This window comes from Streptomyces sp. NPDC032126 (assembly GCF_055580085.1).
The window spans coordinates 107,743-132,681 of record NZ_JBVIMA010000013.1; the positions used below are offsets into that span (position 1 = coordinate 107,743).

Annotated in this window: 20 protein-coding genes; 8 read left to right on the forward strand and 12 right to left on the reverse strand. The window is 71.9% G+C overall.

Annotated features, from left to right (window positions below; translation table 11 throughout):
* Positions 1-10 precede the first annotated feature (10 nt).
* Together ACZ5NW_RS35210 and ACZ5NW_RS35215 are read left to right on the forward strand one after the other, a co-directional pair.
* Positions 11-1,045 (forward strand): LCP family protein, encoded by a 1,035-nt coding sequence (locus ACZ5NW_RS35210; protein ID WP_468748139.1) that lies wholly within the window; start codon positions 11-13, stop codon positions 1,043-1,045.
* Between the two features lie 125 nt (positions 1,046-1,170).
* Positions 1,171-1,578 (forward strand): rodlin, encoded by a 408-nt coding sequence (locus tag ACZ5NW_RS35215; RefSeq protein WP_468748096.1) that lies wholly within the window; start codon positions 1,171-1,173, stop codon positions 1,576-1,578.
* Positions 1,579-1,633: 55 nt separating this feature from the next.
* On the opposite strand, the gene ACZ5NW_RS35220 is transcribed toward ACZ5NW_RS35215, so the two are convergent.
* The 5 genes from ACZ5NW_RS35220 to ACZ5NW_RS35240 all read right to left on the reverse strand — a co-directional run bounded on the left by ACZ5NW_RS35220 (position 1,634) and on the right by ACZ5NW_RS35240 (position 8,663).
* Entirely contained in the window at positions 1,634-1,774 is a 141-nt protein-coding gene (locus tag ACZ5NW_RS35220; protein WP_468748097.1) for a hypothetical protein, read from the reverse strand.
* 92 nt (positions 1,775-1,866) lie between these two features.
* Positions 1,867-3,399, reverse strand: coding sequence for a vWA domain-containing protein (locus ACZ5NW_RS35225; protein ID WP_468748098.1), 1,533 nt, complete (start codon positions 3,397-3,399; stop codon positions 1,867-1,869).
* Positions 3,400-3,571: 172 nt separating this feature from the next.
* The gene (locus ACZ5NW_RS35230; RefSeq protein WP_468748099.1) at positions 3,572-4,426 is read right to left on the reverse strand and encodes an ABC transporter permease; all 855 of its coding nucleotides are present in this window, start codon (positions 4,424-4,426) and stop codon (positions 3,572-3,574) included.
* Positions 4,423-7,056: an alpha/beta fold hydrolase gene (locus tag ACZ5NW_RS35235; RefSeq protein WP_468748100.1), complete on the reverse strand. Its 2,634-nt coding sequence runs from the start codon at positions 7,054-7,056 to the stop codon at positions 4,423-4,425. Before ACZ5NW_RS35235 ends, ACZ5NW_RS35230 begins: the two co-directional genes overlap by 4 nt.
* 215 nt (positions 7,057-7,271) lie before the next feature.
* Positions 7,272-8,663, reverse strand: coding sequence for an APC family permease (locus tag ACZ5NW_RS35240; RefSeq protein ID WP_468748101.1), 1,392 nt, complete (start codon positions 8,661-8,663; stop codon positions 7,272-7,274).
* 308 nt (positions 8,664-8,971) lie between these two features.
* Between ACZ5NW_RS35240 and ACZ5NW_RS35245 the strand changes: the two genes are divergently transcribed.
* The gene (locus ACZ5NW_RS35245; protein ID WP_468748102.1) at positions 8,972-9,829 is read left to right on the forward strand and encodes an SCO4651 family lipoprotein; all 858 of its coding nucleotides are present in this window, start codon (positions 8,972-8,974) and stop codon (positions 9,827-9,829) included.
* Between the two features lie 62 nt (positions 9,830-9,891).
* Here ACZ5NW_RS35245 and mmsA read toward each other — a convergent pair whose 3' ends face one another.
* The 5 genes from mmsA to iolC form a co-directional block, all read right to left on the reverse strand.
* Entirely contained in the window at positions 9,892-11,394 is a 1,503-nt protein-coding gene (gene mmsA / locus ACZ5NW_RS35250; protein WP_468748103.1) for a CoA-acylating methylmalonate-semialdehyde dehydrogenase, read from the reverse strand.
* A 14-nt stretch (positions 11,395-11,408) separates the two neighbouring features.
* Positions 11,409-13,292 (reverse strand): 3D-(3,5/4)-trihydroxycyclohexane-1,2-dione acylhydrolase (decyclizing), encoded by a 1,884-nt coding sequence (gene iolD, locus ACZ5NW_RS35255; protein WP_468748104.1) that lies wholly within the window; start codon positions 13,290-13,292, stop codon positions 11,409-11,411.
* The gene (iolB, locus tag ACZ5NW_RS35260; protein WP_468748105.1) at positions 13,289-14,101 is read right to left on the reverse strand and encodes a 5-deoxy-glucuronate isomerase; all 813 of its coding nucleotides are present in this window, start codon (positions 14,099-14,101) and stop codon (positions 13,289-13,291) included. The genes iolD and iolB overlap by 4 nt, the downstream gene beginning before the upstream one ends.
* A 7-nt stretch (positions 14,102-14,108) precedes the next feature.
* Positions 14,109-14,978, reverse strand: a complete 870-nt coding sequence (locus ACZ5NW_RS35265) for a Cgl0159 family (beta/alpha)8-fold protein (RefSeq protein ID WP_468748140.1) — start codon at positions 14,976-14,978, stop codon at positions 14,109-14,111.
* A 233-nt stretch (positions 14,979-15,211) separates the two neighbouring features.
* Positions 15,212-16,162, reverse strand: a complete 951-nt coding sequence (gene iolC, locus ACZ5NW_RS35270) for a 5-dehydro-2-deoxygluconokinase (RefSeq protein WP_468748106.1) — start codon at positions 16,160-16,162, stop codon at positions 15,212-15,214.
* 122 nt (positions 16,163-16,284) lie between these two features.
* Here iolC and ACZ5NW_RS35275 point away from each other — a divergent pair, with 122 nt between their 5' ends.
* Together ACZ5NW_RS35275 and ACZ5NW_RS35280 are read left to right on the forward strand one after the other, a co-directional pair.
* Positions 16,285-17,202, forward strand: coding sequence for a sugar phosphate isomerase/epimerase family protein (locus ACZ5NW_RS35275; RefSeq protein WP_468748107.1), 918 nt, complete (start codon positions 16,285-16,287; stop codon positions 17,200-17,202).
* A 327-nt stretch (positions 17,203-17,529) separates the two neighbouring features.
* Positions 17,530-17,730: a helix-turn-helix transcriptional regulator gene (locus tag ACZ5NW_RS35280; protein ID WP_468748108.1), complete on the forward strand. Its 201-nt coding sequence runs from the start codon at positions 17,530-17,532 to the stop codon at positions 17,728-17,730.
* A gap of 29 nt (positions 17,731-17,759) precedes the next feature.
* Here the strand turns inward: ACZ5NW_RS35280 and ACZ5NW_RS35285 are convergent, their stop codons facing one another.
* Positions 17,760-18,803 carry a zinc-dependent alcohol dehydrogenase family protein gene (locus tag ACZ5NW_RS35285; RefSeq protein ID WP_468748109.1) on the reverse strand — a complete coding sequence of 348 codons (1,044 nt, stop codon included), beginning with the start codon at positions 18,801-18,803 and terminating at the stop codon, positions 17,760-17,762.
* On the reverse strand, positions 18,763-21,093 hold the full coding sequence (locus tag ACZ5NW_RS35290; RefSeq protein WP_468748110.1) for an MMPL family transporter: 2,331 nt from the start codon (positions 21,091-21,093) through the stop codon (positions 18,763-18,765). Before ACZ5NW_RS35290 ends, ACZ5NW_RS35285 begins: the two co-directional genes overlap by 41 nt.
* Before the next feature lie 163 nt (positions 21,094-21,256).
* Between ACZ5NW_RS35290 and ACZ5NW_RS35295 the strand changes: the two genes are divergently transcribed.
* The 3 genes from ACZ5NW_RS35295 to ACZ5NW_RS35305 all read left to right on the forward strand — a co-directional run bounded on the left by ACZ5NW_RS35295 (position 21,257) and on the right by ACZ5NW_RS35305 (position 24,643).
* Positions 21,257-21,913: a TetR/AcrR family transcriptional regulator gene (locus tag ACZ5NW_RS35295; RefSeq protein ID WP_468748111.1), complete on the forward strand. Its 657-nt coding sequence runs from the start codon at positions 21,257-21,259 to the stop codon at positions 21,911-21,913.
* A gap of 73 nt (positions 21,914-21,986) precedes the next feature.
* A complete protein-coding gene (locus ACZ5NW_RS35300) occupies positions 21,987-22,226 on the forward strand; it encodes a heavy-metal-associated domain-containing protein (protein WP_468748112.1) in 240 nt (79 codons plus the stop codon).
* A gap of 131 nt (positions 22,227-22,357) precedes the next feature.
* Positions 22,358-24,643: a heavy metal translocating P-type ATPase gene (locus ACZ5NW_RS35305; RefSeq protein ID WP_468748113.1), complete on the forward strand. Its 2,286-nt coding sequence runs from the start codon at positions 22,358-22,360 to the stop codon at positions 24,641-24,643.
* The last annotated feature ends 296 nt before the right edge of the window (positions 24,644-24,939 follow it).

Sequence of the window (24,939 nt, forward strand, 5' to 3'; positions counted from 1 at the left end):
GCCCGTGACGATGAAGAGAAACCTTTGGCCACGACGCCTGGCGATTCCCGGAGTCGTCCTGGCGACCACCGGCGCCGTCCTCGGCGGCGCCCCCGCGCTCACCGGCCGGCAGCAGGCGCCCCGCCCCCTGAACATCCTGGTGATGGGCACGGACGAACGCGACAGCATCACGGCCCGGGAACGCGAGGACTTCCACGCCGGCGGGCAGGCGTGCGGCTGCACGGACGTCCTGATGCTGGTGCATGTGTCCGCCCGCCGGGACCGGGTCAGTGTCGTCGGCATGCCCCGGGACTCCTGGGCCGAGATCCCGCCGTACCGCCCCGCCCCGGGCGAGAAGGAGCGGCCCGCGCATCCCGCGAAGCTCAACGCGGCCTTCCAGGAGGGCGGTCCCGAGCTCACCATCCGGGTCGTCGAGGAGATGACCAAGGTGAGCGTCGACCGCTATGTGCACGTCGACTTCCGGCAGTTCATCGACACCGTCGACGACGTCGGCGGGGTCGAGGTGTGCACCGCGCGGCGGCTGACCGACCAGGCGACCAAGCTCGACCTCAAGCCGGGCAAGCACCAGCTGAACGGCGGGCGTTCGCTGCAGTACGTGCGGTCCCGGAAGCTCGCCGGGGACACCAGCGCGGACCTCGGCCGGATCCAGCGCCAGCAGCGGTTCCTGGTGAACGCCCTGCGCAACCTCCAGGCCCGCAAGCTGCTCACCGACCCGCAGCGCACGGCCCGCATGGTGCGGACGCTGCTCGGAAGCGGGCCGCAGGGCTTCAGCGCCGGGGAGCTCGCGGAGCTGGCGGCCGCGCTGCACCGGGTGCCCGCGTCGGCGACGGAGTTCGCGACCGTGCCGATCGCCGGGTTCGCCCCGGAGTCGGTGGGCATCGGCTCCGCGCTGGCCTGGGACGAGGCCAAGGCGGACGCGCTGTTCGCGAAGATGCGGGGGGACCAGCCGATGGTCGCGAAGGGGACGGACCCCAAGCCGAAGGACCCGCCGAGCATCATCGGCTCGGCGAAGCCCGTACGGGGGAGCACGTACGCGTGCGCGTGAGGGGCGCGCGGCCGAAACACCGACCGCTGGGCCAATCGGGGCATCTTGCGCAACCCCGCCGCCGCGTCAGGAGTTGACGATCACGCAGCTCCTCCCCCGGAGTCCGCCTTTCGAAGGGAATGATCATGAAGAAGCTGTGGGCAACCGCGGCCGTCGCCGCCTCCGTCGCCGGTGTCGCGGCCATGTCCGCCCCCCAGGCCCTGGCCATCGGTGACGACAGCGGCACCACCTCCGCCAGCGGCAACGGTGCCTCGCAGGAGTTCGGCAACTCGGTGACCAAGGGCGACATGAGCCCGCAGCTGTCGCTGGTCCAGGGCTCGCTGAACAAGCCGTGCATCGGCCTGCCGGCGAAGCTCAACGCCCAGTCGCTCGTCGCGCTGATCAACGTCGGCGTCCAGGACATCCCGATCCTGTCCGCCCCGCAGAACCAGCAGTGCGTCGAGAACTCCACCCAGGCCAAGGGCGACGAGCCCCTGTCGCACATCCTGGACGACATCTCGGCGCTCTCGGGCAACGGCGCCGGCAACGGCTGAGCCCCTTCGCACCGCCGCGCGGCGGGTCACCGGAATGCCGGTGACCCGCCGTTCGTCATGACGTACCCGTCTGGGGGTAGACGCTGCGCCAGGCGACGAGGGTCGCGTGCCCGTCGTTGTTCTCGTCGACGATCTCGAACCAGTCCCCCACCTCGCGGAAGCAGCCCTTGCCCACGGAATTGTGGGCGCACGCCATGGCGGACGGGACGCTCCCGTCGTACGGCGTGGCGTCGGCCTCGTCGATCTCGAAGTGGACGGTTTGCGATCGGGAGCGTTCGGCGCCGGCCGTCAGCGCCGGTCGGCCCCCAGCCGCGCGGCGGTGTCGATGGCCTCGGACAGGGCGCGTACGTCCTTGTCCTCGGTGCTGTCGGCCAAGCCGTGGGCGCGCTGGGCGAGTTCGGTGAGGGAGGGGGCGTCGGGGAGCGTGGGGTCGTCGCGCAACGCGTCCGCGAAGTAGGCGGCCGTCGAGGCGACCTGGAGGCCCGTGGGGGCCTCGGCCAGGGTGGGGTGCAGGGCCGTCCTCTCCAGTTGCGCCGACTCCTCGTGCGGGGTGCGGGTGTCGGGGTCCAGCCAGCGGACGGTGGCCGTGGCGAGGTGGCCGCGGGCGCCGGGCGTCGTGCGGACGGCGTAGAGGGCGGTGACGGTGTGGCCCGGGCCCACCTCTCCGCCGTCGACGCGGTCGTCGCGGAAGTCGTCGTCGGCGACGCGCCGGTCGTCGTAGCCGATGAGGCGGAACTCGGCGACCGTCTGCGGGTCGAAGGCGACCTGGGCCTTGGCGTCGCGGGCGGTGAGGTCGATGTTGCGGGGCAGCTGTTCGCAGAAGACCCGCACCGCGTCGGCCTCGTCCGACACGTACACCGTGTGGCCGTCGCCCTTGTCGGCGAGGCGTTCCATCAGAGCGTCGCCGTAGTCGCTGCCGACGCCGACCCCGAAGAGGGTGATGCCGTGCTCGCGGCGGGCGGAGTCGATGCGTTCGAGGATGGCGTCGGGGTCGGTCTCGCCGTCGTTGGCGAGGGCGTCCGAGACGAGGACGACCCGGTTGGTGGCCCCCTTGCGCAGGCCCTCGACGGCGGTCTCGTAGCCGGTCTCCACGCCCGCGCCGAGGTTGGTGGAGTAGGCGGCCTCCAGGCTGTCGACGGCGTCGTGGACGCGGGAGCGGTGGCCGCCGAGGCGGGTCATCGGCAGGACCTGCTCGGCCTTGTCGCTGAAGGAGACGAGCGCGACCGAGTCGTCGTCGCCGAGGCGGTCCGTCATGGTGTCCAGGGACTTCTGGGCGAGGTCGAGGCGGCCGGGTTCGCTCATCGAGCCGGAGACGTCGACGACGAAGGTGAGGGCGGCGGGCGGACGGTCGTCGGCGTCGGCCGCGGCGCGGGTGGCGAGGCCCACCCGCACCAGGGACCAGTCGTCGTCCCCGGTGCGGGCGCCGTCGACGGTGACCGAGAAGCCGTTGCCGTCGGGGCGTTCGTAGTCCTGGCGGAAGCTGTTGACGAACTCCTCCGGGCGGATCGTCGACGGGTCGGGCAGTGCGCCCCCGGCGAGGGTGCGGCGGGCGTAGCCGTAGGAGGCGGTGTCGACGTCGAGGGCGAAGGTGGAGAGATGGTTCTCCGCCGGGCGTTCCCTCTCCCGCGACTCGCCCTTCTGGTCGCCGTACGCGCCGCCCGTGCCCCGCGGCTGGTCCGGTGCCGGGAAGCCGCCCCGGCGGTTCGCGCCGTCGACCGCGCTGCCGCCCGAGTCGACCCCGCCGCAGCCGGTGAGCAGCACCAGCGCGGCGGCGAGCAGAGCGAGCGGTCGTCGTATCCGGCGTGTCCCCTGGCTGTCCATCTGCCGTGCCCCCTGTGTCCGTTGACGTCGACTTCTGCGACTGTGACGGCGGCGGGGGCGGGAACGTGCGGCACGAAGCGTTGCGGATGGGTCTCGGATCGGGCACGGAAGCCGGGTGCCGGAATCGGTGGGTGATCCTCCGTCGACCCCGGCAAGATTCGGAGGAGAGGCCCTAGGAGACCACGTCCTTACGCGCGAAACCCCGGAAGGCCAGGGCGAACAGCACCAGCGCGTACGTCGTCGAGACGGCGGTGCCCTGGATCATGCCGGACCACTCGGGGGTGGGCTGGACGGCGTCGGCCCAGGCGAACTGCCAGTGCGCGGGCAGGAAGTCGCGCCAGTCGCCGAGCGCGGTGACGGCGTCGAGGACATTGCCGACGATGGTCAGGCCGACCGCGCCGCCCACCGCGCCGAGCGGCGCGTCCGTCTTCGTCGACAGCCAGAACGCCAGCCCCGCGGTGACCAGTTGGGACACGAAGATGTACGCCACCACCACGACGAGCCGCTGGGCCGCCGTACCGGAGTCGAGCGCGCCGCCGGTGGGCAGCTCCAGGGGACCCCAGCCGTAGGCCGCGGTGCCGACGGCCAGGGCGACCACCGGCAGCAGGACCATCGCGGCGAGGCTCATGCCGAGTCCGACCGCGAGCTTGGACCACAGCAGGCGCGCGCGGGGCACGGGTGCCGCCAGCAGATAGCGCAGGGAGGACCAGCTCGCCTCCGACGCCACGGTGTCCCCGCAGAACAGGGCGACCGGGATGACCAGCAGGAAGCCCGCCGAGACGAACAGGTTCACCGCGGCGAAGTTGGCGCCCGACGCGGTGGCCGTGTCCATCAGGGTGACCTGGTTGTTGCGGCTGCCGGGGTCGCCGCCGATCGCGAAGGCGATCAGCAGGACGAAGGGCAGGGCGGCGAGGATGCCGCCCATGACCAGCGTGCGGCGGCGCTTGAGCTGGCGGGCCAGCTCGACGCGCAGCGGCAGGGTGCGGCCCGCCCGGTAGCCGGAGGCGACCTCGGTGAGCGTGCTCATGCGGAGCCCCCGATCAGGGTGAGGAAGGCGTCTTCCAGACGGCGGTGGGGGCCGACGGACCGCACGGGCACGTCCAGCCGGACCAGTTCGGCGATCAGGCGCTCGGCCGTGCCGTCGGGGTCGAGGCGGACCAGGAGTCCGTCGTCGGTCCGTACGGCGGAGGCGACGCCGGGGAGCGCGGCGACCTTCTCGGCGACCGGCTCCTCCACGGGCGCGGCGGTGCCGACCAGCAGGGTGTCGCCGGAGCCGACGATCTCGCCGACCGGGCCCGCCTGGACGAGGCGTCCGCGGTCCATCACCACGAGGTGGGTGCAGGACTGCTCGACCTCCGCCAGCAGATGGCTGGAGACGATCACCGTGCGGCCGCCCGCCGCGTACCGGATCATCACCTCGCGCATCTCGCGGATCTGCGGCGGGTCGAGGCCGTTGGTCGGCTCGTCGAGGATGAGCAGGTCGGGCAGGCCCAGCATGGCCTGGGCGATCGCGAGGCGCTGGCGCATGCCCTGCGAGTAGGTGCGCACCGCGCGCGCGAGCGCGTCGCCGAGGCCGGCGATCTCCAGGGCCTCGTCGAGATGGGCGTCCTCGGGCGGGCGGCCGGTGGCCTGCCAGTACAGCTCCAGGTTGTCCCGGCCGGACAGATGCGGCAGGAAGCCCGCGCCCTCGACGAACGCGCCGACCCGGGACAGGACGGGCGCGCCGGGGCGGATGGCGTGGCCGAAGATGCGAATCTCGCCGGCGTCGGGCGTGATCAGGCCCATGAGCATGCGCAGGGTGGTGGTCTTGCCCGCGCCGTTCGGCCCGAGCAGGCCGAGGACCTGGCCCTTCTCCACGCGGAACGACAGATCGCGGACGCTGTAGCGGTCGCCCTTGGCGTACTTCTTGCTCACGTCCGTGATCTGGAGCGGGACGTCGGCGAGCGCCGGGTCCGGTGCGGGGGTCGTGGCGCGGCGGCGGGCGGTCAGCAGCAGGGCGAGGGCGGTCGCCGCGCCGGCGAGGGGCAGCCACCACACCCAGGACGGCAGCGGGGCGGCCGCGGTGGTGACGCCCGGCGCGGTCGGGACCTTCAGGTCGCCCTTCAGGGAGACGGTGTACGTCGCCGGCGTCACCGGTGAGGCATAGCCGAGGTCGGTGGAGGCGAGGACCAGGCGGAGGCGGTGGCCCTTGTCGACCTCGTGGTCGATCGCCGGGAGAGTGAGCGTGACGTCCTTGCCCGCCCGGGCGCCCTCGACGCGGACGGGGGCGACCAGCTGCGCGGGCAGTACCTGCCGGCCGCCGTCGCCGACGTCGTAGACCTTGGCGAACAGGACGGCGTCCTCGCTCGTCGACGTCACGTGCACGGTGACCGTCGGGGCGCCCGTGACGCGCAGGCCGTCGCGGAGCGGGGCGGACTCGAAGGACGCGTACTGGCCGGGGAAGTCGAGGGAGACGCCGACGCCGAGGGAGGAGAGCTGGGCGAGGCCGCCGGCGCCGCCGAGGCCGGGCAGGGCGGAGACGGCGGGCGGGCTCGCGCCGGCCGGGTTGGCAAAGCTCTGCCGGCGGCCGGTCAGGGCGAGCGAGCGGTCGCCGCTCGCCAGGCCGGGGTAGTGGTCCGCGCTCGCGCCGCGCAGCTGGGCGGCGCCGTCGGTGGAGTCGATGCCGCCGGTGCGGGTGACGCGGAAGGCGGGGCCGGTGCCGGTGTTCTTCTCGCCCTTGAGGTAGCGGTCGAACCAGGCCGTCACGCGCGCCTGGACGCGGTCGGTCTCCAGGTCGCCGCCGTCATGGCCGCCCGCGATCCAGTCGACGGCGACGGGCGCGCCGTTGGCGCGGATCGCCTTCTCGGCGGCGTCGGACTGGGCGAGGGTGAACAGGGAGTCGGTCTGGCCCTGGACGAGCAGGGTGGGCACCTTGATGCGGTCGGCCACGGTGGACGGCGAGCGCTCCTCCAGGAGGGCGCGGGCCGCGGCGTCCGGGGTGCCGGACTCGGCGACGCGCTGGTACATCGCGCACAGGGCGGGCTCGAACCGCGCGCAGCCGCCGCTGGTGTTGAAGAAGATGCCGGTCCACAGCTTCTTGAAGACGCCGTTCGGGAAGAGGGCGTCCGCGAGGTTCCAGTAGGTGATCGCCGGGGCGATGGCGTCGACCCGGCTGTCGTGTCCGGCGGCGAGGAGGGAGATCGCTCCGCCGTAGGATCCGCCGGCCAGGCCCACGCGCGGGTCGCCGGGCTTGTCCAGCTGGACGTGGGGCTGCTCGGCCAGCCAGTCGATGAGCTTGGAGACGTCGGCGACCTCGCTCTTCGGGTCGTTCAGCCCGATCTTTCCGGTGGAGTCGCCGAAGCCGCGGGCCGACCACGTCAGTACCGCGTATCCGTCCCGGGCCAGGTCCTCGGCCTGGGCGCGGACGTCGTCCTTGCTGCCGCCGAAGCCGTGGCCGAGCAGGACGGCGGGACGGTCCGCGGTGCCGCCCGTCGTGAAGTACGAGGTGTCCAGGCGGACGCCGTCGAGGGGCATGACCTGGTCGGTGCGGTGCACCCGCGGTGCGTTGTCCTGGGCCACGGCCGTCCAGGTGCCGGCGCCTGCCAGCGCGACCACGGCGGCCCCGGCGGCCATGAGCCGGCGGGGCCCTCGCAGGAGGCCGCGCAGTCGAAGATCCATGCGTCAACGGTAAGCGCCGGGTCCGACATCGAGGGCAGACCGGGGGGTGAACGGGCGGTGCTTCTCGGGGCGTACGCATGGCCTACGGCGTACAGCAGGTGCGGTACGGCTGCTCAATGGATGGGACCTGTGTTGTGCCGGCTGTTGCGCCGTCGTGGCTCGTCGCGCAGTTCCCCGCGCCCCTTTCCAGCCCCTTCGGGGCTGTCAGGGGATCATCAGTCCTCCGCCGGGATCGACACCAGCCATCTCGTCTCCCCGCGCGGGCGGAGGTACAGCGCCCAGTACAGGGTGGCCGCCGCCGTGATGCCGCCCGTCCACAGGAGGTAGGTCGTCTCCTGCTGACTGAGGATGTAGGCGAGGACCGCTATGAGGAGGACCGGCATCGCGGGCCACAGGGGCATGCGCCACGCGCGCGTGTGGCGGTGGGAGCCTCGGCGGGACAGGAGGGCGGCGACCGCGACGAGGAGGTACATGCCCGTCACCGAGACGCCCGTGACGCCGTACAGGGTGTCGAGGTTCACGAAGCAGAGCAGGGCGCCGGGGATGCCGACCGCGAGGGTGGCGACCCAGGGGGAGCCGAAGCGGCCCAGCTTGGAGAAGATGTTGTTGACCGGCTCGGGCCATGCCTTGTCGCGGGCCGAGGCGAACAGGACCCGGGAGTTCTGGATGACCATGACGATGCCCGCGTTGATGATCGCGAGGGCGACGCAGAGGCTGACGAAGGTGCCGACGGCGGAGTTCGACCAGGCGGTGACCATGCCGCTGATGTCGCCGCCGGTGAGTTCCGAGAGGTCGGAGGCGCCCAGTGTGATCGCCACCACCGGGACCAGGATGATCACGGAGGAGATGGCGAGGGTGGCCAGGACCGTGCGGGCGACGTTGCGCCGCGGGTTCTCCAGTTCCTCGGAGAGGTAGACGGCCGTCGAGAAGCCCTGGGTGACGAAGAGGGCGATGGCGAGGCCGGAGACGACCAGCATCGCCGTGACGGTGTCGGCGTGGCCGTCGGCGCCCGCCACGCGCATCGAGACCAGGCTGCCCATGCCGCGCTCGCCGTGGGTGAAGCCCAGGACCGCGACGACGGCCGCCGCGATGACCTCCAGGACCAGGAAGACGCCGGTGATCCAGGCGTTGGCGCGCAGGTCGAGCAGGCCCGCGAGGGTGGCGAGGAGCATGACGGCGGCGCCGGTCAGGGACGGGTCCAGGTGGACGACGGGGGCGAGATAGTCGGCGGTTCCCATCGCGATGACGGGCGGGACGATCATCACGACCAGCAGGGACAGGACGAAGACGAGCCAGCCCGCGAGGCGGCCCGCCAGCGTGGAGACCATGGCGTACTCGCCGCCCGCGCTGGGGATGAGGGTGCCCAGCTCGGAGTAGCAGAACGCCACGGCGATACAGAGCAGGGAGCCGATGGCGATGGTGAGGGCGGTGGCGGTGCCGAGCGTGCCGAACAGGTCGGGGACGACGACGAAGAGCGTGGACGCCGGGGTCACGCACGACAGCGTGAGCAGCGTGCCGCCGACGACGCCGATGGAGCGCTTGAGCTTCTGGGGACTGACGTGATCCTCGGCGACGGCCGTGGCGACAGGGCTGAGCGTGTCGGTCATGCAGCGGTTCCGATCGACTCGTGCGGCGGGGTGCGCGATGTCAGGGGTGAGGTGCAGGCATGGAACCCCGACGAAAACCGAGGCGTCAATAGCTGTTTACCTACGGAATTCGCAGTTTTCAGACCTCGTTGATCACGTATTCGGCAGCATGAGCCACCGTATTCCGCTTGCGCCGCGCCCCTTGGCGGCATACGGGAACCGTAGGCAACGCGTCAAAAAAACGTGAGGCGGTCCGGCATGTGGGCCTGTCAGTGTGGCCCAGTAGAGTCCACAGCACAGATCGTTCACAGATTCGGGTGGGGAAAGACATGAGGATCGCGCACAAGGCTGTCTGGGTGGGACTCACGGCGGCGGCGCTGGTGGCGACCGCCGGCTGTGGGGGCGAGTCCGCGAAGGACACCGCCAAGGACACCGCGAAGAAGGCCGTCAAGGCCGCCGACAAGGGCACCGACCAGATCATGGCGGCCCTCACCCGGGCGACCGACCGGACCGAGCAGCTCGGCTCGGCCGAGGTGAAGCTCTCCAGCGACCTGGGCAACGGCAAGCCGATCGCCATGAACGGCACGTACTCGTGGGGCGGCGGCTACGCGTACGACGTCGAGATGGACACCAAGGCGTCGAACATGCAGACCCTCCAGAACGACCCCACGATCCGCGTGCTCTTCGTGAACGGCGCGTACTACTACGACATCGACCCGCAGCCCTCCGGCCCGATCGCCGGCAAGGAGTGGATGAAGATCGACGGCTCGGCCATCTTCGGCGAGGCGGGCTCCCAGGCCCTCAGCGGCCAGAACGGCAGCCCGACGGCCTCCATGAAGGGCCTGAAGTACGCCGACGACGTCCAGGACCTCGGCAAGGAGACGGTGAACGGCAAGAGCACCACTCACTACCACGCCGTGATCAGCCCGGAGAAGATGGGCAAGTTCAAAGAGGCCTACACCAACGACAAGAGCCTCATGGGCCAGATGACCGGCGGCGTGGACTCGGTCGCCATGGACATCTGGGTGGGCGAGGACGACCTCCCGGTCCGCTTCCACGAGGTCCTGGGCAAGGTCAAGATCACCATGGACTTCGAGAAGTTCGGCAAGACGGCCAAGGTGACGCCCCCGCCCGCCTCCCAGACGGGTGACATGACTGCGGCGATCAAGGAAGCCACGGGTCGCTGAGCCGCCGCTGACACGACGGTGCCCCGCCTCCCGGAGGAGACGGGGCACCGAGGCCGACAACCTCAGTGGTTGCGCGGGAAGCCCAGGTCCACGCCCGCCGGGGCCTCGGACGGGTCGGGCCAGCGGGTGGTGACGACCTTGCCGCGGGTGTAGAAGTGCGTGCCGTCGTTGCCGTAGATGTGGTGGTCGCCGAAGAGCGAGTCCTTCCAGCCGCCGAAGCTGTGGTAGCCGACGGGGACCGGGATCGGGACGTTCACGCCGACCATGCCGGCCTCGATCTCCAGCTGGAAGCGGCGGGCGGCGCCGCCGTCCCGGGTGAAGATCGCGGTGCCGTTGCCGAAGGGCGAGGCGTTGATGAGGGCCACGCCCTCCTCGTAGGTGTCCACGCGCAGCACCGACAGCACCGGGCCGAAGATCTCGTCCTGGTACGCCTTCGCCGAGGTCGGCACCTTGTCGAGCAGCGAGATGCCGATCCAGTGGCCGTCCTCGTAGCCCTCGACCGTGTAGCCGGTGCCGTCGAGGACGACCTCGGCGCCCTCGGCCGCCGCACCGGTGACGTAGGACGCCACCTTGTCGCGGTGGGCGGCGGTGATCAGCGGGCCCATCTCGGAGGTCGGGTCGTTGCCGGGACCGATCTTGATCTTCTCGGCGCGCTCCCGGATCTTGTCGACCAGCGCGTCGCCGATGGAGCCCACGGCCACGACCGCGGAGATCGCCATGCAGCGCTCGCCCGCCGAGCCGTAGGCGGCGGAGACGGCCGCGTCCGCCGCCGCGTCCAGGTCGGCGTCCGGGAGGACCAGCATGTGGTTCTTGGCGCCGCCCAGGGCCTGGACCCGCTTGTGGTTCGCGGAGGCCGTGGTGTGGATGTAGCGGGCGATCGGGGTCGAGCCGACGAAGGAGACGGCCTTGACGTCCGGGTGCTCCAGCAGCCGGTCGACGGCCACCTTGTCGCCGTGGACCACGTTGAAGACACCGTCGGGCAGACCGGCCTCGGCCAGCAGCTCGGCGAGCTTGATCGAGGCCGAGGGGTCCTTCTCGGACGGCTTGAGGACGAAGGTGTTGCCGCACGCGATGGCGATCGGGAACATCCACATCGGCACCATCGCCGGGAAGTTGAACGGCGTGATGCCCGCGACCACGCCGAGGGGCTGGCGGATGGCCGCCACGTCGACCCGGCTGGCGACCTGCGTCGACAGCTCGCCCTTCAGCTGCACATTGATGCCGCAGGCCAGGTCGACGATCTCCAGGCCGCGCGCGACCTCGCCGAGGGCGTCGGAGTGCACCTTGCCGTGCTCGGCGGTGATCAGCTCGGCGATCGCGTCGCGGTTGGCGTCCAGCAGGGCGCGGAAGCGGAAGAGGATCTCGGTGCGCCTGGCCAGCGAGGACTGGCCCCACGTCACGAAGGCCTCCTTGGCCGCCGCGACCGCCGCGTCGACCTCGTCGACGGAGGCGAACGCGACCTTCGTGGTGACCGCGCCGGTCGCCGGGTCGGTGACCGGCCCGAACGTGCCCGACGCGCCCTCGACGGACTTGCCGCCGATCCAGTGGTTGACGATCTTCGTCATGCCCGGTTGCTCCTTCACAGATGGCGGCGTCGGGTAGAGACGTGCCGTTCGTACAGCTCACGTGCCTTGACCGCCGACGCTCGGGTCGCGGTCTCGGCCACAGGAACATCCCACCAGGCCTGCGCCGGAGGCGCGCCCGACACAGTGTCTGACGTTTCGGTCTCGACGTAGACACAAGTGGGAGTGTCGGCGGCGCGCGCCTCGGCGAGCGCGTCGCGCAGTTCGCGGACGGTCTTCGCGCGCAGCACCCGCATCCCGAGGCTGGCGGCGTTCGCCGCGAGATCGACGGGCAGCGGGGCCCCGGTGAACGTGCCGTCGTCGGAGGTGAAGCGGTACGCGGTGCCGAACCGCTCGCCGCCCACCGACTCCGACAGGCCGCCGATGGAGGCGTAGCCGTGGTTCTGCACGAGCAGGATCTTGATCGCGATCCCCTCCTGCACGGCCGTGACGATCTCCGTCGGCATCATCAGATAGGTGCCGTCGCCGACCAGCGCCCATACGTTCCGCTCGGGCGCGGCCAGCTTCACGCCGATCGCCGCCGGGATCTCGTAGCCCATGCAGGAGTAGCCGTACTCCAGGTGGTACTGGTCCCGGGAGCGGGCCCGCCACAGCTTGTGCAGGTCGCCGGGGAGCGAGCCGGCCGCGTTGATGACCACGTCCGACTCGTCGGCGAGGGCGTCGAGGGCGCCGAGCACCTGGGTCTGCGTGGGGCGTACGTCGATCTCCTCGGCCTCGTAGCAGGCGTCGACGCGCTGTTCCCAGCGCTCCTTGTCCTCGGTGTACTCGGTGACGTAGGAGTCGGCGACCCGGTGCCCGTGCATCCCGAGCGCCTCGGTCAGCTCCGCGAGGCCGCTGCGGGCGTCCGCGACCAGCGGCATCCCGGCGAGCTTGTGGCCGTCGTAGGGGGCGATGTTGAGGTTGACGAAGCGGACGTCCGGGTGGGCGAAGAGGGTGCCGGAGGCGGTGGTGAAGTCGGTGTAGCGGGTGCCGACGCCGATCACCAGGTCGGCGGTGCGGGCCAGTTCGTCGGCCGTCGCGGTGCCGGTGTGGCCGACGCCGCCGACGTCCTGCGGATGGTCGTAGCGCAGGGAGCCCTTGCCGGCCTGGGTGGAGGCGACCGGGATGCCGGTGGCGGCGGCGAACTCGGCGAGCGCCTCCTCGGCACGGCTGTGGTGGACGCCGCCGCCCGCCACGACCAGGGGCCGGCGGGCCGACCTGATCGCCCGGACCGCCTCCGCGAGCTCCGTGGGGTCGGCGCCCGGACGGCGTACGACCCAGACGCGGTCGGCGAAGAAGTCGTCCGGCCAGTCGTACGCCTCGGCCTGCACGTCCTGCGGGAGGGCCAGGGTGACCGCGCCGGTCTCGACGGGGTCGGTGAGCACCCGCATGGCCTGGAGGGCGGCCGGGATCAGGGCCTCGGGGCGGGTGACCCGGTCGAAGTACTTCGACACCGGGCGCAGGGTGTCGTTGACGGAGACGTCGCCCGCGTACGGCACTTCCAGCTGCTGCAGGACCGGGTCCGCGACGCGGGTCGCGAAGATGTCGCCGGGCAGCAGCAGCACCGGGAGGTGGTTGATCGTCGCGAGGGCGGCGCCGGTGACCAGGTTGGTCGCGCCCGGGCCGATCGACGTCGTCACGGCGTGCGTGGACAGACGGTTCGACTGCCGGGCGTAGCCGACCGCCGCGTGCACCATCGACTGCTCGTTGCGGCCCTGGTGGTACGGCATGACGTCGGCGTGCTCGACGAGCGCCTGGCCGAGGCCCGCCACATTGCCGTGGCCGAAGATGCCCCAGGTCGCGCCGATGAGCCGCCGGCGGACCCCGTCGCGCTCGGTGTACTGGGCGGCGAGGAAGCGGACCAGCGCCTGTGCGACCGTCAGCCTCGTCGTTGAGGTCATCGGTACCCCTCCGTGTGCTCTGGGTGGAAGCAGATCCGCCATTCCCGGGTCTCGCCGGGACCGGCCATCACGTTCAGGTAGTACATGTCGTGGCCGGGCTGGGCGATCGACGGGCCGTGCCAGCCGTCGGGGACGAGGACGGCGTCGCCGGAGCGGACCTCCGCGAGGACGTCCGATCCGCCCTCACGGGAGGGCGAGACGCGCTGATAGCCGAAACCGCCCGGTCCGTCGATCTCGAAGTAGTAGATCTCCTCCAGCCGCGACTCCTCGCCCGGGCGGTACTCGTCGTGCTTGTGCGGCGGGTACGACGACCAGTTGCCGCCGGGGGTGACGACCTCCACGGCGATCAGCTTGTCGCAGTCGAAGGCGTCCGCCGAGGCGAAGTTGCGGACGTGGCGCAGGCAGGTGCCGCTGCCGCGCTTCTCGACGGGGACCTCCGGCGCGGGGCCGTAGCGGGCGGGGAGTCGTCGCTCGCACTTCGCTCCTGCCAGGGCGAAGCGGCCTCCCGCGCCGGAGGCGATCAGGGCCTGGGTGTCCCGGGGTACGTACGCGAAATCGGTGACCGACGCGAACACGCTGTCCCGGCCCAGGAGTTGGAACTCTTTTCCTTCTGTTTGTACGACACATCCGCCTTCGAGGGGAAGCACGATCCACTCACTCTCACCGGTGAGCAGAGTGTGGCTGCCGCCCGGCTCCAACTCCACGACACGCAGGCTGCTGTGGCTCCAGCCGGCCCGTTTCGGATCGATGGCGAGGGAGTGAACTCCGTCGGCGGTGGCGCCCTTCGGCAGATACAGCTCGTTGCTCATGCGGCCCTCACAGCAGTCCTACGGCGGTGTCCACGGCGCCGGCGACGTCGCCGTCCGCCGGATACAGCAGCGAACGGCCGACCACCAGGCCCCGGACGGTGGGCAGTTGGAGCGCCCCGCGCCACTTCTCGTAGGCGCCGTCCTGGTCGTCCCCGACCTCGCCGCCGAGGAGCACGGCGGGCAGGGTGGAGGTCTCCATGACCTCGGCCATGTCGTCGGGGTTCTCGGTGACGGGCAGCTTGAGCCAGGTGTACGCCGAGGTGCCGCCGAGGCCCGAGGCGATGGCGATCGACCGGGTGACCGCCTCGGCGCAGAGGTCGTTCTTCAGCCGGCCCTCGGGGGTGCGGCGGGAGATGAACGGCTCCACGAAGACGGGCAGCCGGCGTTCGGCCATGGCGTCGACGGCGCGGGCCGTGGACTCCAGGGTGGTGAGGGAGCCCGGGTCGTCGTAGTCGATCCGCAGGAGCAGCTTGCCCGCGTCGAAGCGCAGGCGCTCGATGTCCTCGGGGCGGTGACCGGTGAAGCGGTCGTCGAGCTCGAAGCGGGCGCCCTGGAGGCCGCCGCGGTTCATCGACCCCATGACGACCTTGCCGTCGAGCGCGCCGAGCAGCAGGAGGTCGTCGAGGATGTCGGCGGTCGCGAGAACGCCGTCGACACCGGGGCGGGAGAGCGCCAGGCAGAGCCTTCCCAGCAGGTCGGCGCGGTTGGCCATGGCCATCTTGCGATCACCGACGCCGAGCGCGCCCCGCGCGGGGTGGTCGGCGGCGACGATCATCAGCCGACCGGAGTCGCCGAGGAGCGGGCGCCGGGTGCGCCGGGCGGCGGCCTCGGCGATCGCCTCGGGGTGGTGGGCGCGGAGCCGGACCAGCTCGGCAATGTCGACGGGGGGAAGCGCTTGCCCGGTGGGCGCGGCGCTGCGCGGGGTCGTCGTGTCCCCGCCGTGCGCGGCGGCGCTCGGGGTCATCGTGCCCTCGCCGTGCGCGTCGGCGCTCGGCGTTGTCGTGCCTTCGCCGTGCGCGTCGGCGCTCGGGGTTGTCGTGCCCCCGCCGTGCGCGTTGCTCGGGGTCGTCGTCCCGCCGCCGTGTGCGGCGCCTTCCACCCGGCCCGCCCTCACAGGACCGCTCCGGCCTTGAGGGCGGCTTCGATCTCGTCGGTGGTCGGCATCGCGGACGAGCACTCCAGGCGGGAGGCGACGATCGCGCCCGCCGCGTTGGCGTGCCGCATGATCGTCTCCAGGTCCCAGCCCTCCAGCAGGCCGTGGCACAGGGAGCCGCCGAAGGCGTCGCCGGCGCCGAGGCCGTTGAGGACGTTCACCGGGAGCGGGGGCACCTCGGCCTCCTCACCGTCGCTGTTCACGGCGAGCACGCCCTTCGGGCCCTGCTTGACCACCGCCAGCTCGACTCCGGCGTCCAGCAACGCTTGCGCGGCGGCTCTCGGCTCGCGCACCCCGGTGGCGACCTCGACCTCGTCGAGGTTGCCGACCGCGACGGTGGTGTGGCGCAGGGCCTCCTTGTAGAACGGGCGGGCGGCCGCCGGATCGCTCCAGAACATGGGGCGCCAGTCCAGGTCGAAGACCGTCGTACCGGACTTGGCGCGGTGGGCGAGGGCGGCGAGGGTGGCCGTACGGCTCGGCTCCTCGCTCAGGCCCGTGCCGGTGACCCAGAAGACGCGGGTGTCCCGGACGGCGTCCAGGTCCAGCTCGTGCGCGTCGATCTCCAGGTCCGGCGCCTTGGGGCGGCGGTAGAAGTACAGCGGGAAGTCGTCCGGCGGGAAGACCTCGCAGAAGGTGACCGGCGTCGGCAGGCCGGGAACGGCGGTGACCCAGCGGTCGTCGACGCCGAAGCCGCGCAGCGCCTCGTGCAGGTAGGCGCCGAACGGGTCGTCGCCGGTGCGGGTGATCACGGCCGTGCGGCGGCCGAGCCGGGCGGCGGCGACGGCCACGTTGGTCGCGGAGCCGCCGAGGAACTTCCCGAAGGTCGACACCTGGGCCAGTGGAACACCCGTCTGCAGCGGATAGAGGTCCACTCCGATCCGCCCCATGGTGATCAGGTCGTACGCCATCGGGTTCCCTTCGCTTGGACTCCTCCCGGTTGTAGTGCCGACCCCCGAGCCCTGTCAATGTTTTGTCCAGACATTCGGACCAGACCTTGACACCCCTCGGGGCAGCCAGCACGCTGACGGCCATGACGTCGTTGTCACCGCACCCCTCACTCTCCCGCATCCGGATCGGGTCGGCCCCCGACAGCTGGGGCGTCTGGTTCCCCGACGACCCGGTCCAGGTCCCCTGGCAGCGCTTCCTCGACGAGGTCGCCGAGGCGGGCTACGAGTGGATCGAGCTGGGCCCCTACGGCTATCTGCCGACCGATCCCGCCGTCCTCACCGAGGAGACCGCCCGGCGCGGTCTGAAGGTCTCGGCCGGCACGGTGTTCACCGGGCTGCACCACGGCGAGGCGGTCTGGGAGAAGACCTGGGCGCATGTCGCGGACAACGCGGCGCTGGCCCAGGCGATGGGGGCGAAGCACCTGGTCGTCATCCCGTCCTTCTGGCGGGACGACAAGACCGGCGAGGTGCTGGAACCCAGCACCCTGACGGCCGGTCAGTGGCGGGATCTCACCTCCCTGACCGAGCGGCTGGGGCGCCGGGTGCGCGAGGAGTACGGGCTGACGATCGTCGTCCACCCGCACGCCGACACCCACATCGACAGCGAGGAGAACGTCGTCCGCTTCCTCGACGCGACGGACTCCGACCAGGTCTCGCTGTGCCTGGACACCGGGCACTACGCCTACTGCGGCGGCGACAGCGTCAAGCTCATCGAGACGTACGGGGAGCGGATCGGGTATCTGCACCTCAAGCAGGTCGACCCGGAGATCCTGGCGGACGTACGGGCGAAGGGGACGCCGTTCGGGCCCGCCGTCGCCCAGGGCGTGATGTGCGAGCCGCCCTCCGGCGTACCCGCGCTGGGGCCCGTACTGGAGGCCGCGCAGAAGCTGGACGTGGACCTGTTCGCGATCGTCGAGCAGGACATGTATCCCTGCGAGCAGGACGCTCCCCTGCCGATCGCCGTGCGAACCCGGGCGTTCCTGAGGTCGTGCGGGGCCTAGGGGATACGCGGTCCGCTGGTCGTCGGCGAGGCCATCTCGGCCGATCGCCGTCTGCTGGTCGTCGGCGAGTCGGCCGTGGTCGGTCGTTCCTGCGGGGCGGAGTCGCGCCTCTGCTTCAGACGCGTCACAAATGACCTCTTTCTGTCACACGTGTCGCATGTACGCGGGTTCCTCGTCACGCCCGGTCAACAGCCGCTTTCCGTCGGTCACCGACCGTCGTTCACGGGGCACAGGGCTGGTGATCGCCGTGCGGCGGTCACCAGTGCGGCGCGGGGCTCCCCCGGGCGGTCTCCCGGCCGCCGCCCCGCGCGCAGGGAGGTGCGACCCATGACCGACCAGAGGCTGTGGTCCTACAAGGAGATCGCGGCGCACATCAAGGTGCAGCCGGACACCGTGCGGTCCTATCGCAAGCACGGACTGCTGCCCGCCCCCGACCACGTGGAGGGCGGCAAGCCCTACTGGTACGTCGAAACCGTCCGCGCCTGGGTGGCCTCCCGGCCGGGCAACCGGGGCCGCAGACAGGACTGACCTCCCGGGAATCCGGCCGCCGGCCGCCGTCAGCTCCACGGCTCGATGACCGTCACCCCCGCTCCGGGGGCCGTCCCCATCGCCGCCAGGGCCCGCGGGGCCGCGTCCAGGGAGATCGTGGAGGTGACCAGGAGGTCGGGACGCAGCACGCCCGCGCGGACCGCCTCCAGCATCGCCGGATACGTGTGCGCGGCCATGCCGTGGCTGCCGAGGATCTCCAGCTCCAGGGCGATCGCGCGGGCCATCGGCACCGGGGTCGTACCGTCCGGGGAGGGCAGCAGGCCGACCTGGATGTGACGGCCCCGGCGGCGCAGGCCGTCGACCGACGCGGCGCAGGTGGCGGGCGAACCCAGGGCGTCCAGGGAGAGGTGGGCGCCCCCGCCCGTCAGTTCGCGGACCGCGACCGCCGTGTCGGGCACGGTCGTCGCGTCCACGCACTCCGCCGCCCCGAACGTCCGGGCCAGGTCCAGGGCCCTGGGCGACACGTCCACCGCGATCACCCTCGCCCCGGCGGCCGCCGCGATCATCACCGCGGACAGCCCGACCCCGCCGCAGCCGTGCACGGCGACCCACTCCCCCGCCGCGACCCGGCCCTGCTGCACGACCGCCCGGAACGCCGTGGCGAACCGGCAGCCCAGCGCCGCCGCCGTGGCCGACGACAGCTCCTGGGGTACGGCGACGAGGTTCACGTCGGCGTGGTCCAGCGCCACGTATTGCGCGAAGGAACCCCAGTGGGTGAAGCCGGGCTGGGTCTGGCGTTCGCACACCTGCTGGTCGCCGGCCGCGCAGGCCCCGCACGTTCCGCAGGCGCACACAAAGGGGACGGTGACCCGGTCGCCGGGGTGCCAGTTGCTCACCCCGGGGCCGACCGCCTCCACGGTGCCGGCGAGTTCATGGCCGGGGACGTGCGGGAGGGTGATGTCGGGGTCGTGGCCCTGCCAGCCGTGCCAGTCGCTGCGGCAGAGGCCGGTGGCCTCGACCCGTACGACCACCCCGTGGGGGGCCGGCCGCGGGTCGGGGAGCTCGCGCACCTCAGCGGGTTCGCTGAACTTCTCGAAGACCACCGCTCTCATCCGGGCTCCCCTCGCCGTTCTCGTCTGCCGGTACATCGTGGCCGGTCGCGGCGCTCGGCGGAGCCGTATGGCGAACCGCGCCCCTGTCGGGGTGCTCGGCCTCGCCCTCGCTCAAGCCGAACCGGTCGTGGAGCCTCCTCAGGGGGGCCGGGGCCCACCAGGTCGCCTTCCCCGTCAGGCGCATCACCGCCGGGACCAGGAGGCTGCGGACGATCATCGCGTCCATCAGGACCGCCAGCGCGATGCCGAGGCCCAGCATCTTGGTGTTGGTCACGCGGGACGTGCCGATCGCCACCATCACCACGGCCAGGATGACCGCCGCCGCGGTGATCAGTCCGCCCGTGCGCTGCAGGCCGTGCCGGACCGCCTCGTTGTGGTCGCCCGTCCTGTCGTACTCCTCCTTGATGCGGGAGAGCAGGAACACGCCGTAGTCCATGGAGAGACCGAAGGCCACGCAGAACATCAGGACCGGGAGCGTCGTCTCTATGGAGCCGGGGCTGGTGAAGCCGAGGAGGCCGGAGAGATGGCCGTCCTGGAAGACCCAGACCACCGCGCCGAACATCGCCGTCAGGCTGAGCGCGTTGAGCAGGACCGCCTGGAGCGGTATCAGCACGCTGCCGGTCAGCAGGAAGACCAGCAGCAGGGTGACGATCGCGATGAAGGCCGCCGCCCAGGGCAGCTGTCCGGCGATGGCGTGCTTGGAGTCGACCAGGACCGCCGCCGTGCCGGTCACCGCGGTGTCGAAGGGGGCGTCGGTGGCGCGCAGGTCGCCGACGAGACGCTGGGCGGCGTCGTCGACCGCCTCGCCCTTGGGCAGCACCGTGAAGTACGCCGACTCGCCCTTCACCAGCGGCCCGTCGACCCGCAGCACGTCGGGGAGCTCGGCGATCCGCTGCCGGTACGCCGCGTACTGCGCCGGGGTCGCCCGGCCCTCCGCGAGCACCTCCAGGCCGCCGCCGGGGTTGCCCGGGAAGCCGTCGCGGATGTGCTGCTGGACCACATGGGACTCGGCGCCGGAGGGCAGCTGACGGTCGTCCGCGGTGCCGAACTTCACGCCCAGGAAGGGCAGTCCGAGCAGGACCAGGACGGCGGTGGTGCCGAGGGCGAAGAAGGGGGCCCGGCGCATGACCAGGGTGGCCGCGCGCGCCCAGGCCTTGCGGTCCGTGGTGCCCGCCGTGTCGGCACCCTCCGCCGTGGCCGGCGCCGGTGCCGGTTCGCCGCGCTTGAACAGGCGGCGCAGGTCGAGGGAGTTGACCCGGTGGCCCAGCAGGACCAGGGCCGCCGGGAGCAGGATCAGCGCGGCGGCCGCCGCCAGCAGGACCACCGCCATGCCGGCGTAGGCGAAGGACCGCAGGAAGTACTGCGGGAAGAGCAGCATCGCCGCCAGGGACACGGCGACCGTGAGGGCCGAGAAGAGGACCGTGCGGCCGGCCGTGCGCAGGGTGGTGGCGACCGCCGGCAGCGGTTCGGCGCCGGTGGACAGCTCCTCGCGGAAGCGGCGGACGATGAACAGGGCGTAGTCGATGGCGAGGCCCAGGCCGAGGGCCGTGGTGAGGTTCAGGGCGAAGACCGAGACATCGGTGAACTCGGTGAGGCCGCGCAGCACCGCGTTGGTGCCGAGGATCGCGACGATGCCGATGCCGAGGGGCAGCAGGGCGGCGATCGCGCTGCCGAAGACCATCACCAGCAGCAGGAGCGTGACCGGCAGGGCGATCATCTCGGCGCGGGTGAGGTCCTCCCGGATGATGGTCTGCATCTCGTGCCGCACGGCGACGGGGCCGCCGATCGTGACCTTCACCGGACCGTGCTCGCCCCGGTAGGAGGGGGCGATGCGGTCCAGGGTGCGGCCCATCTCCTTCTCCTCGCCGGTGATCCGCGCGGCGATCAGCGCCTCGTGGCCGTCCTTGGCGCGCAGGGCGGGGGCCGCCGCGGGGTCGGCCTGCCAGTAGGAGCCGACGCCTATGACGCCCTTCTCCCCGGCCAGCCGCCCGGCAAGGCTGCGGGCCTCGGCGGCCACCGCCGGGTCGTCGACGGAGGAGCTTCCCGCGTCCACCAGGAGCAGGAGGTTGGGCTGCGATGCCGGGAACGCGTGCTCCAGCGCCCGGGTCGCATAGGTCGACTCGGCGGCCGGGTCCTCCCAGCCACCGCTGCCGAGCCGGTCGGCGACGCCGCTGCCGGCCAGCACGGCGAGCACGGTGAGCACCAGGGCCGCGAGCAGCGACAGCCTGGGACGGGCGGTGACGAAGCGGGTCCAGCCGCCGAAGCGGGGTGGGCTGTTGACTTCGGTCATGGTGCGGTGTCCCCTTCACCGTGGGAGGCGGAAACGACAGAGACGCGGAAACCCGTGACAACCGTAGAATGAGAAACACGAGAGATCGCTCGCGTTTCATGGACCCAGAATGCGAGCGACCGCTCGTGTTTGTCAACCGCGTTCGGAGAGTTGGGGATAACCGGTGCCCGACACCCAGGAGAAGGAGCAGCCTCGCCGGCGTCAGGCGCGCGGTGAGCGCCGTATCGCCCAGCTGCTCGACGCCGCCGCGACCGTCTTCACCAGCACGGGCTACACCGCCGCCAGCACCAACGCGATCGCCCGCGAGGCGGGCGTCTCACCGGGCACGCTCTACCAGTTCTTCCCGAACAAGGAAGCGATCGCGATCGAGCTCGGCGAGCGGCTGATCCAGCAGATGCGGGAGGCGTACGGCGAGGCGCTCGCGCCGGTAGACCCCGCGACTCCACTGGAGCAGGCCGTGGCGGGGGCCGTCGACCGGTTCATCGCGTTCAACTGCGACCACCCGGTGTTCTTCGCGCTGATGCACGGCCCGGACATCCCCGGCCGCCTCACCGAGGAGCACGACGCCCTCCACGCGACCCTGCTCTCCCGCATCGAGGGCCTGCTGTCGTCCTTCCTGCCCGACGCGCCCCCGGCCGACCTCGCCCGCACGGCACACATGTGCCTCGGCATGTACAAGGCGGGCCTGGAGCTGATCCTGGCCCACGAGGGCGCCGAGCGCGAGGCGTACGTCGGCGAGCTGAAGAACGCGCTCGTCCGCTACCTCGACCCCCTGGTCGGCGGCCGACCGGGCGCGTCCATCGGTGGAAATACCCCCTAGGGGTACAGTGGGGTGACGGGAGAGCCCTTCCGGGTTCCCCGCAGACCCGCACGCCTCGATGAGGAGCAACGAGATGACCGCGCACACCGACACCCCCGGTTCCGTCACCGCCGTCTACAAGGTGAGCGGCATGAGCTGTGGCCACTGCGAGGGCGCGGTATCGGGCGAGATCTCCCAGATCGCCGGTGTCAGCTCGGTCAAGGCCGTCGCCTCCACCGGCGAGGTCACCGTCGTCTCCGCGGCCGCCCTGGACGAGGAGGCGGTCCGCTCCGCCGTGGACGAGGCCGGCTTCGAGCTGGTCGGCACGGTCTGAGCATCCTGCACACGGTCCGAGCGATCCCGCACACGGTCTGAGCGAGCCCGCGCCCCCTTCACGGCGCTTCCCGCGCCCCCTTCACGGCGCTTCCCGCGCCCCCGCACGGCGCTTCCGCCTCTGGAGTGGACATGTCCAGCACCACCGCACCGATATCCGGCCCGGACGCGGCCCCCGCGTCCGGCCCGACCTCGGACGTCGAGCTGCTCATCGGCGGGATGACCTGCGCCTCGTGCGCGGCCCGGATCGAGAAGAAGCTCAACCGCATGGAGGGCGTCACCGCCACCGTCAACTACGCGACGGAGAAGGCGAGGGTGACGTACCCGGCGGGCGTCGAGGTCGCCGATCTCATAGCGACCGTCGTGAAGACCGGGTACACGGCCGAGGAACCGGTACGTGAGCAGACCCCCGAGGACCCGGCCGACGCCGATCCCGACGCCCGCGCCGACGCCGATGCCGATGCCGACCCCGGGCTCGGCGCCCTGCGCCACCGGCTGCTCGTCTCCGGGCTGCTCGCCGCGCCCGTGGTGCTGCTGGCCATGGTCCCGGCCCTCCAGTTCGACAACTGGCAGTGGCTGTCGCTGACGCTCGCCGCGCCGGTGGTCGTCTGGGGCGGTTGGCCCTTCCACCGGGCCGCCTGGACGAATCTGCGGCACGGCTCGTCCACCATGGACACGCTCGTCTCGGTCGGCACGCTCGCCGCGTTCGCCTGGTCGCTGTGGGCGCTGTTCTTCGGCGACGCGGGCATGCCCGGCATGCGCCACCCCTTCGACCTCACCGTCTCCCGTACCGACGGCGCCTCCACGATCTATCTGGAGGTCGCCGCCGGCGTCACCGCGTTCATCCTGCTGGGTCGCTTCCTGGAGGCCCGCTCCAAGCGGCGGGCGGGCGCGGCGCTGCGGGCGCTGATGGACCTGGGCGCGAAGGACGTGGCCGTGCTGCGCGCGGGGCGCGAGGTGCGGATCGCGGTGGAGCGGCTGGCCGTCGGGGACCGCTTCGTCGTACGGCCCGGCGAGAAGGTCGCCACCGACGGCACCGTCGTCGAGGGCGTGTCGGCGATCGACGCGTCCATGCTGACCGGCGAGTCGGTGCCGGTCGACGTGGCCGTGGGCGACGCGGTCACCGGGGCCACGGTCAACGTCGGCGGACGGCTCGTCGTCGAGGCCACGCGGGTCGGCGCCGAGACGCGGCTCGCGCGGATGGCCCGGCTGGTCGAGGAGGCGCAGAGCGGCAAGACCGAGGTGCAGCGGCTCGCCGACCGGGTCGCCGGGATCTTCGTGCCCGTGGTGCTGCTCATCGCGGCCGCGACCTTCGGCGGCTGGCTGGTGGTCACCGGCGACACCGTCGCCGCGTTCACCGCCGCCGTCGCGGTGCTGATCATCGCCTGCCCGTGCGCGCTGGGGCTGGCCACGCCGACCGCGCTGATGGTCGGTACGGGGCGCGGGGCGCAGCTCGGCATCCTCATCAAGGGCCCCGAGGTGCTGGAGTCCACGCGCCGCGTCGACACGGTCGTCCTCGACAAGACGGGCACGGTCACCCCGGGCCGGATGCGCCTTCAGGAGGTCTACGTCGCGGAGGGCGCCGACGAGAAGGAGCTGCTGCGGCTCGCGGGCGCCCTGGAGCACGCCTCCGAGCACCCGGTCGGCCGCGCGGTGGCCGCGGGCGCCGAGGAGCGGGCCGGGGAGCTGCCGGTGGCCGAGCACTTCGAGAACGTGCCCGGCCGGGGCGTCCGCGGGCGCGTGGAGGGCCGCGAGGTGGCCGTGGGGCGGCTCTACGACGTGCTCCCGCCGGAACTGGTCCGGGCCCGTGACGAGGCCGAGCGGGACGGTCGTACGGCGGTGGTGGCCGGCTGGGACGGGACGGCGTACGGCGTACTGGCCGTCGCGGACGCGGTGAAGGAGACCAGCGCCGAGGCGGTACGGCGGCTGCGCGGGCTGGGGCTGACGCCGGTGCTGCTGACCGGGGACAACCGGACCGTCGCCGAGGCGGTGGCCCGGCGGGTCGGCATCGACCAGGTGATCGCGGAAGTGCTGCCCGAGGACAAGGTGGACGTCGTACGGCGGCTGCGCGACGAGGGCAGGGTGGTCGCGATGGTGGGCGACGGGGTGAACGACGCGGCCGCGCTCGCCACGGCGGATCTCGGGCTGGCGATGGGGACCGGCACGGACGCGGCGATCGAGGCGAGCGATCTGACGCTGGTGCGCGGGGATCTGCGGGTGGCCGCGGACGCCATTCGGCTGTCCCGGCGGACCCTGGCGGTGATCAAGGGCAACCTGGTGTGGGCCTTCGGGTACAACGTGGCCGCGTTGCCGCTGGCCGCCGCGGGGCTGCTCAACCCGATGATCGCGGGGGCGGCGATGGCGTTCTCGTCGGTGTTCGTGGTGAGCAACAGCCTCCGGCTGCGGGCCTTTCGCTGAGGCACGCGCCTCACATAAGCTCTTCACAAGGCTCACGCATCCTCCTTACGCTGGTGCTCGGTCGCTGCATCCGGTCTCTTGCGCATCTAACGGACATAAGCAAGAGACGCAGATCACAGTGATGCGAACGTAACCATCGAGGGGGTTCGAAGGTCTAAGTTGGCGATGTCAGAAAGCGTCTTGGGGGGCGCTGACTGGCATCTGGAGTCGTCTTGGGGGACTTCTCCAGAGATGCGTTGCCGGGGCACGTACACCGGGAAGCTTTGAGCGGCCCTCCCAGCGTGCGCTGTCCCGGC

What these genes read in the sequence shown, in the direction of transcription:
- ACZ5NW_RS35240 (WP_468748101.1), bottom strand. Translation starts at nt 8,663, where the DNA reads ATGACCGACACGCTCAGCCCTGTCGCCACGGCCGTCGCCGAGGATCAC.
- iolD (WP_468748104.1), bottom strand. Translation starts at nt 13,292, where the DNA reads ATGACCTCAACGACGAGGCTGACGGTCGCACAGGCGCTGGTCCGCTTC.
- ACZ5NW_RS35245 (WP_468748102.1), top strand. Translation starts at nt 8,972, where the DNA reads ATGAGGATCGCGCACAAGGCTGTCTGGGTGGGACTCACGGCGGCGGCG.
- ACZ5NW_RS35230 (WP_468748099.1), bottom strand. Translation starts at nt 4,426, where the DNA reads ATGAGCACGCTCACCGAGGTCGCCTCCGGCTACCGGGCGGGCCGCACC.
- ACZ5NW_RS35305 (WP_468748113.1), top strand. Translation starts at nt 22,358, where the DNA reads ATGTCCAGCACCACCGCACCGATATCCGGCCCGGACGCGGCCCCCGCG.
- ACZ5NW_RS35280 (WP_468748108.1), top strand. Translation starts at nt 17,530, where the DNA reads ATGACCGACCAGAGGCTGTGGTCCTACAAGGAGATCGCGGCGCACATC.
- ACZ5NW_RS35275 (WP_468748107.1), top strand. Translation starts at nt 16,285, where the DNA reads ATGACGTCGTTGTCACCGCACCCCTCACTCTCCCGCATCCGGATCGGG.
- ACZ5NW_RS35220 (WP_468748097.1), bottom strand. Translation starts at nt 1,774, where the DNA reads ATGGCGTGCGCCCACAATTCCGTGGGCAAGGGCTGCTTCCGCGAGGTG.
- ACZ5NW_RS35300 (WP_468748112.1), top strand. Translation starts at nt 21,987, where the DNA reads ATGACCGCGCACACCGACACCCCCGGTTCCGTCACCGCCGTCTACAAG.
- iolB (WP_468748105.1), bottom strand. Translation starts at nt 14,101, where the DNA reads ATGAGCAACGAGCTGTATCTGCCGAAGGGCGCCACCGCCGACGGAGTT.
- ACZ5NW_RS35235 (WP_468748100.1), bottom strand. Translation starts at nt 7,056, where the DNA reads ATGGATCTTCGACTGCGCGGCCTCCTGCGAGGGCCCCGCCGGCTCATG.
- ACZ5NW_RS35285 (WP_468748109.1), bottom strand. Translation starts at nt 18,803, where the DNA reads ATGAGAGCGGTGGTCTTCGAGAAGTTCAGCGAACCCGCTGAGGTGCGC.
- ACZ5NW_RS35210 (WP_468748139.1), top strand. Translation starts at nt 11, where the DNA reads ATGAAGAGAAACCTTTGGCCACGACGCCTGGCGATTCCCGGAGTCGTC.
- ACZ5NW_RS35215 (WP_468748096.1), top strand. Translation starts at nt 1,171, where the DNA reads ATGAAGAAGCTGTGGGCAACCGCGGCCGTCGCCGCCTCCGTCGCCGGT.
- ACZ5NW_RS35225 (WP_468748098.1), bottom strand. Translation starts at nt 3,399, where the DNA reads ATGGACAGCCAGGGGACACGCCGGATACGACGACCGCTCGCTCTGCTC.
- ACZ5NW_RS35290 (WP_468748110.1), bottom strand. Translation starts at nt 21,093, where the DNA reads ATGACCGAAGTCAACAGCCCACCCCGCTTCGGCGGCTGGACCCGCTTC.
- mmsA (WP_468748103.1), bottom strand. Translation starts at nt 11,394, where the DNA reads ATGACGAAGATCGTCAACCACTGGATCGGCGGCAAGTCCGTCGAGGGC.
- iolC (WP_468748106.1), bottom strand. Translation starts at nt 16,162, where the DNA reads ATGGCGTACGACCTGATCACCATGGGGCGGATCGGAGTGGACCTCTAT.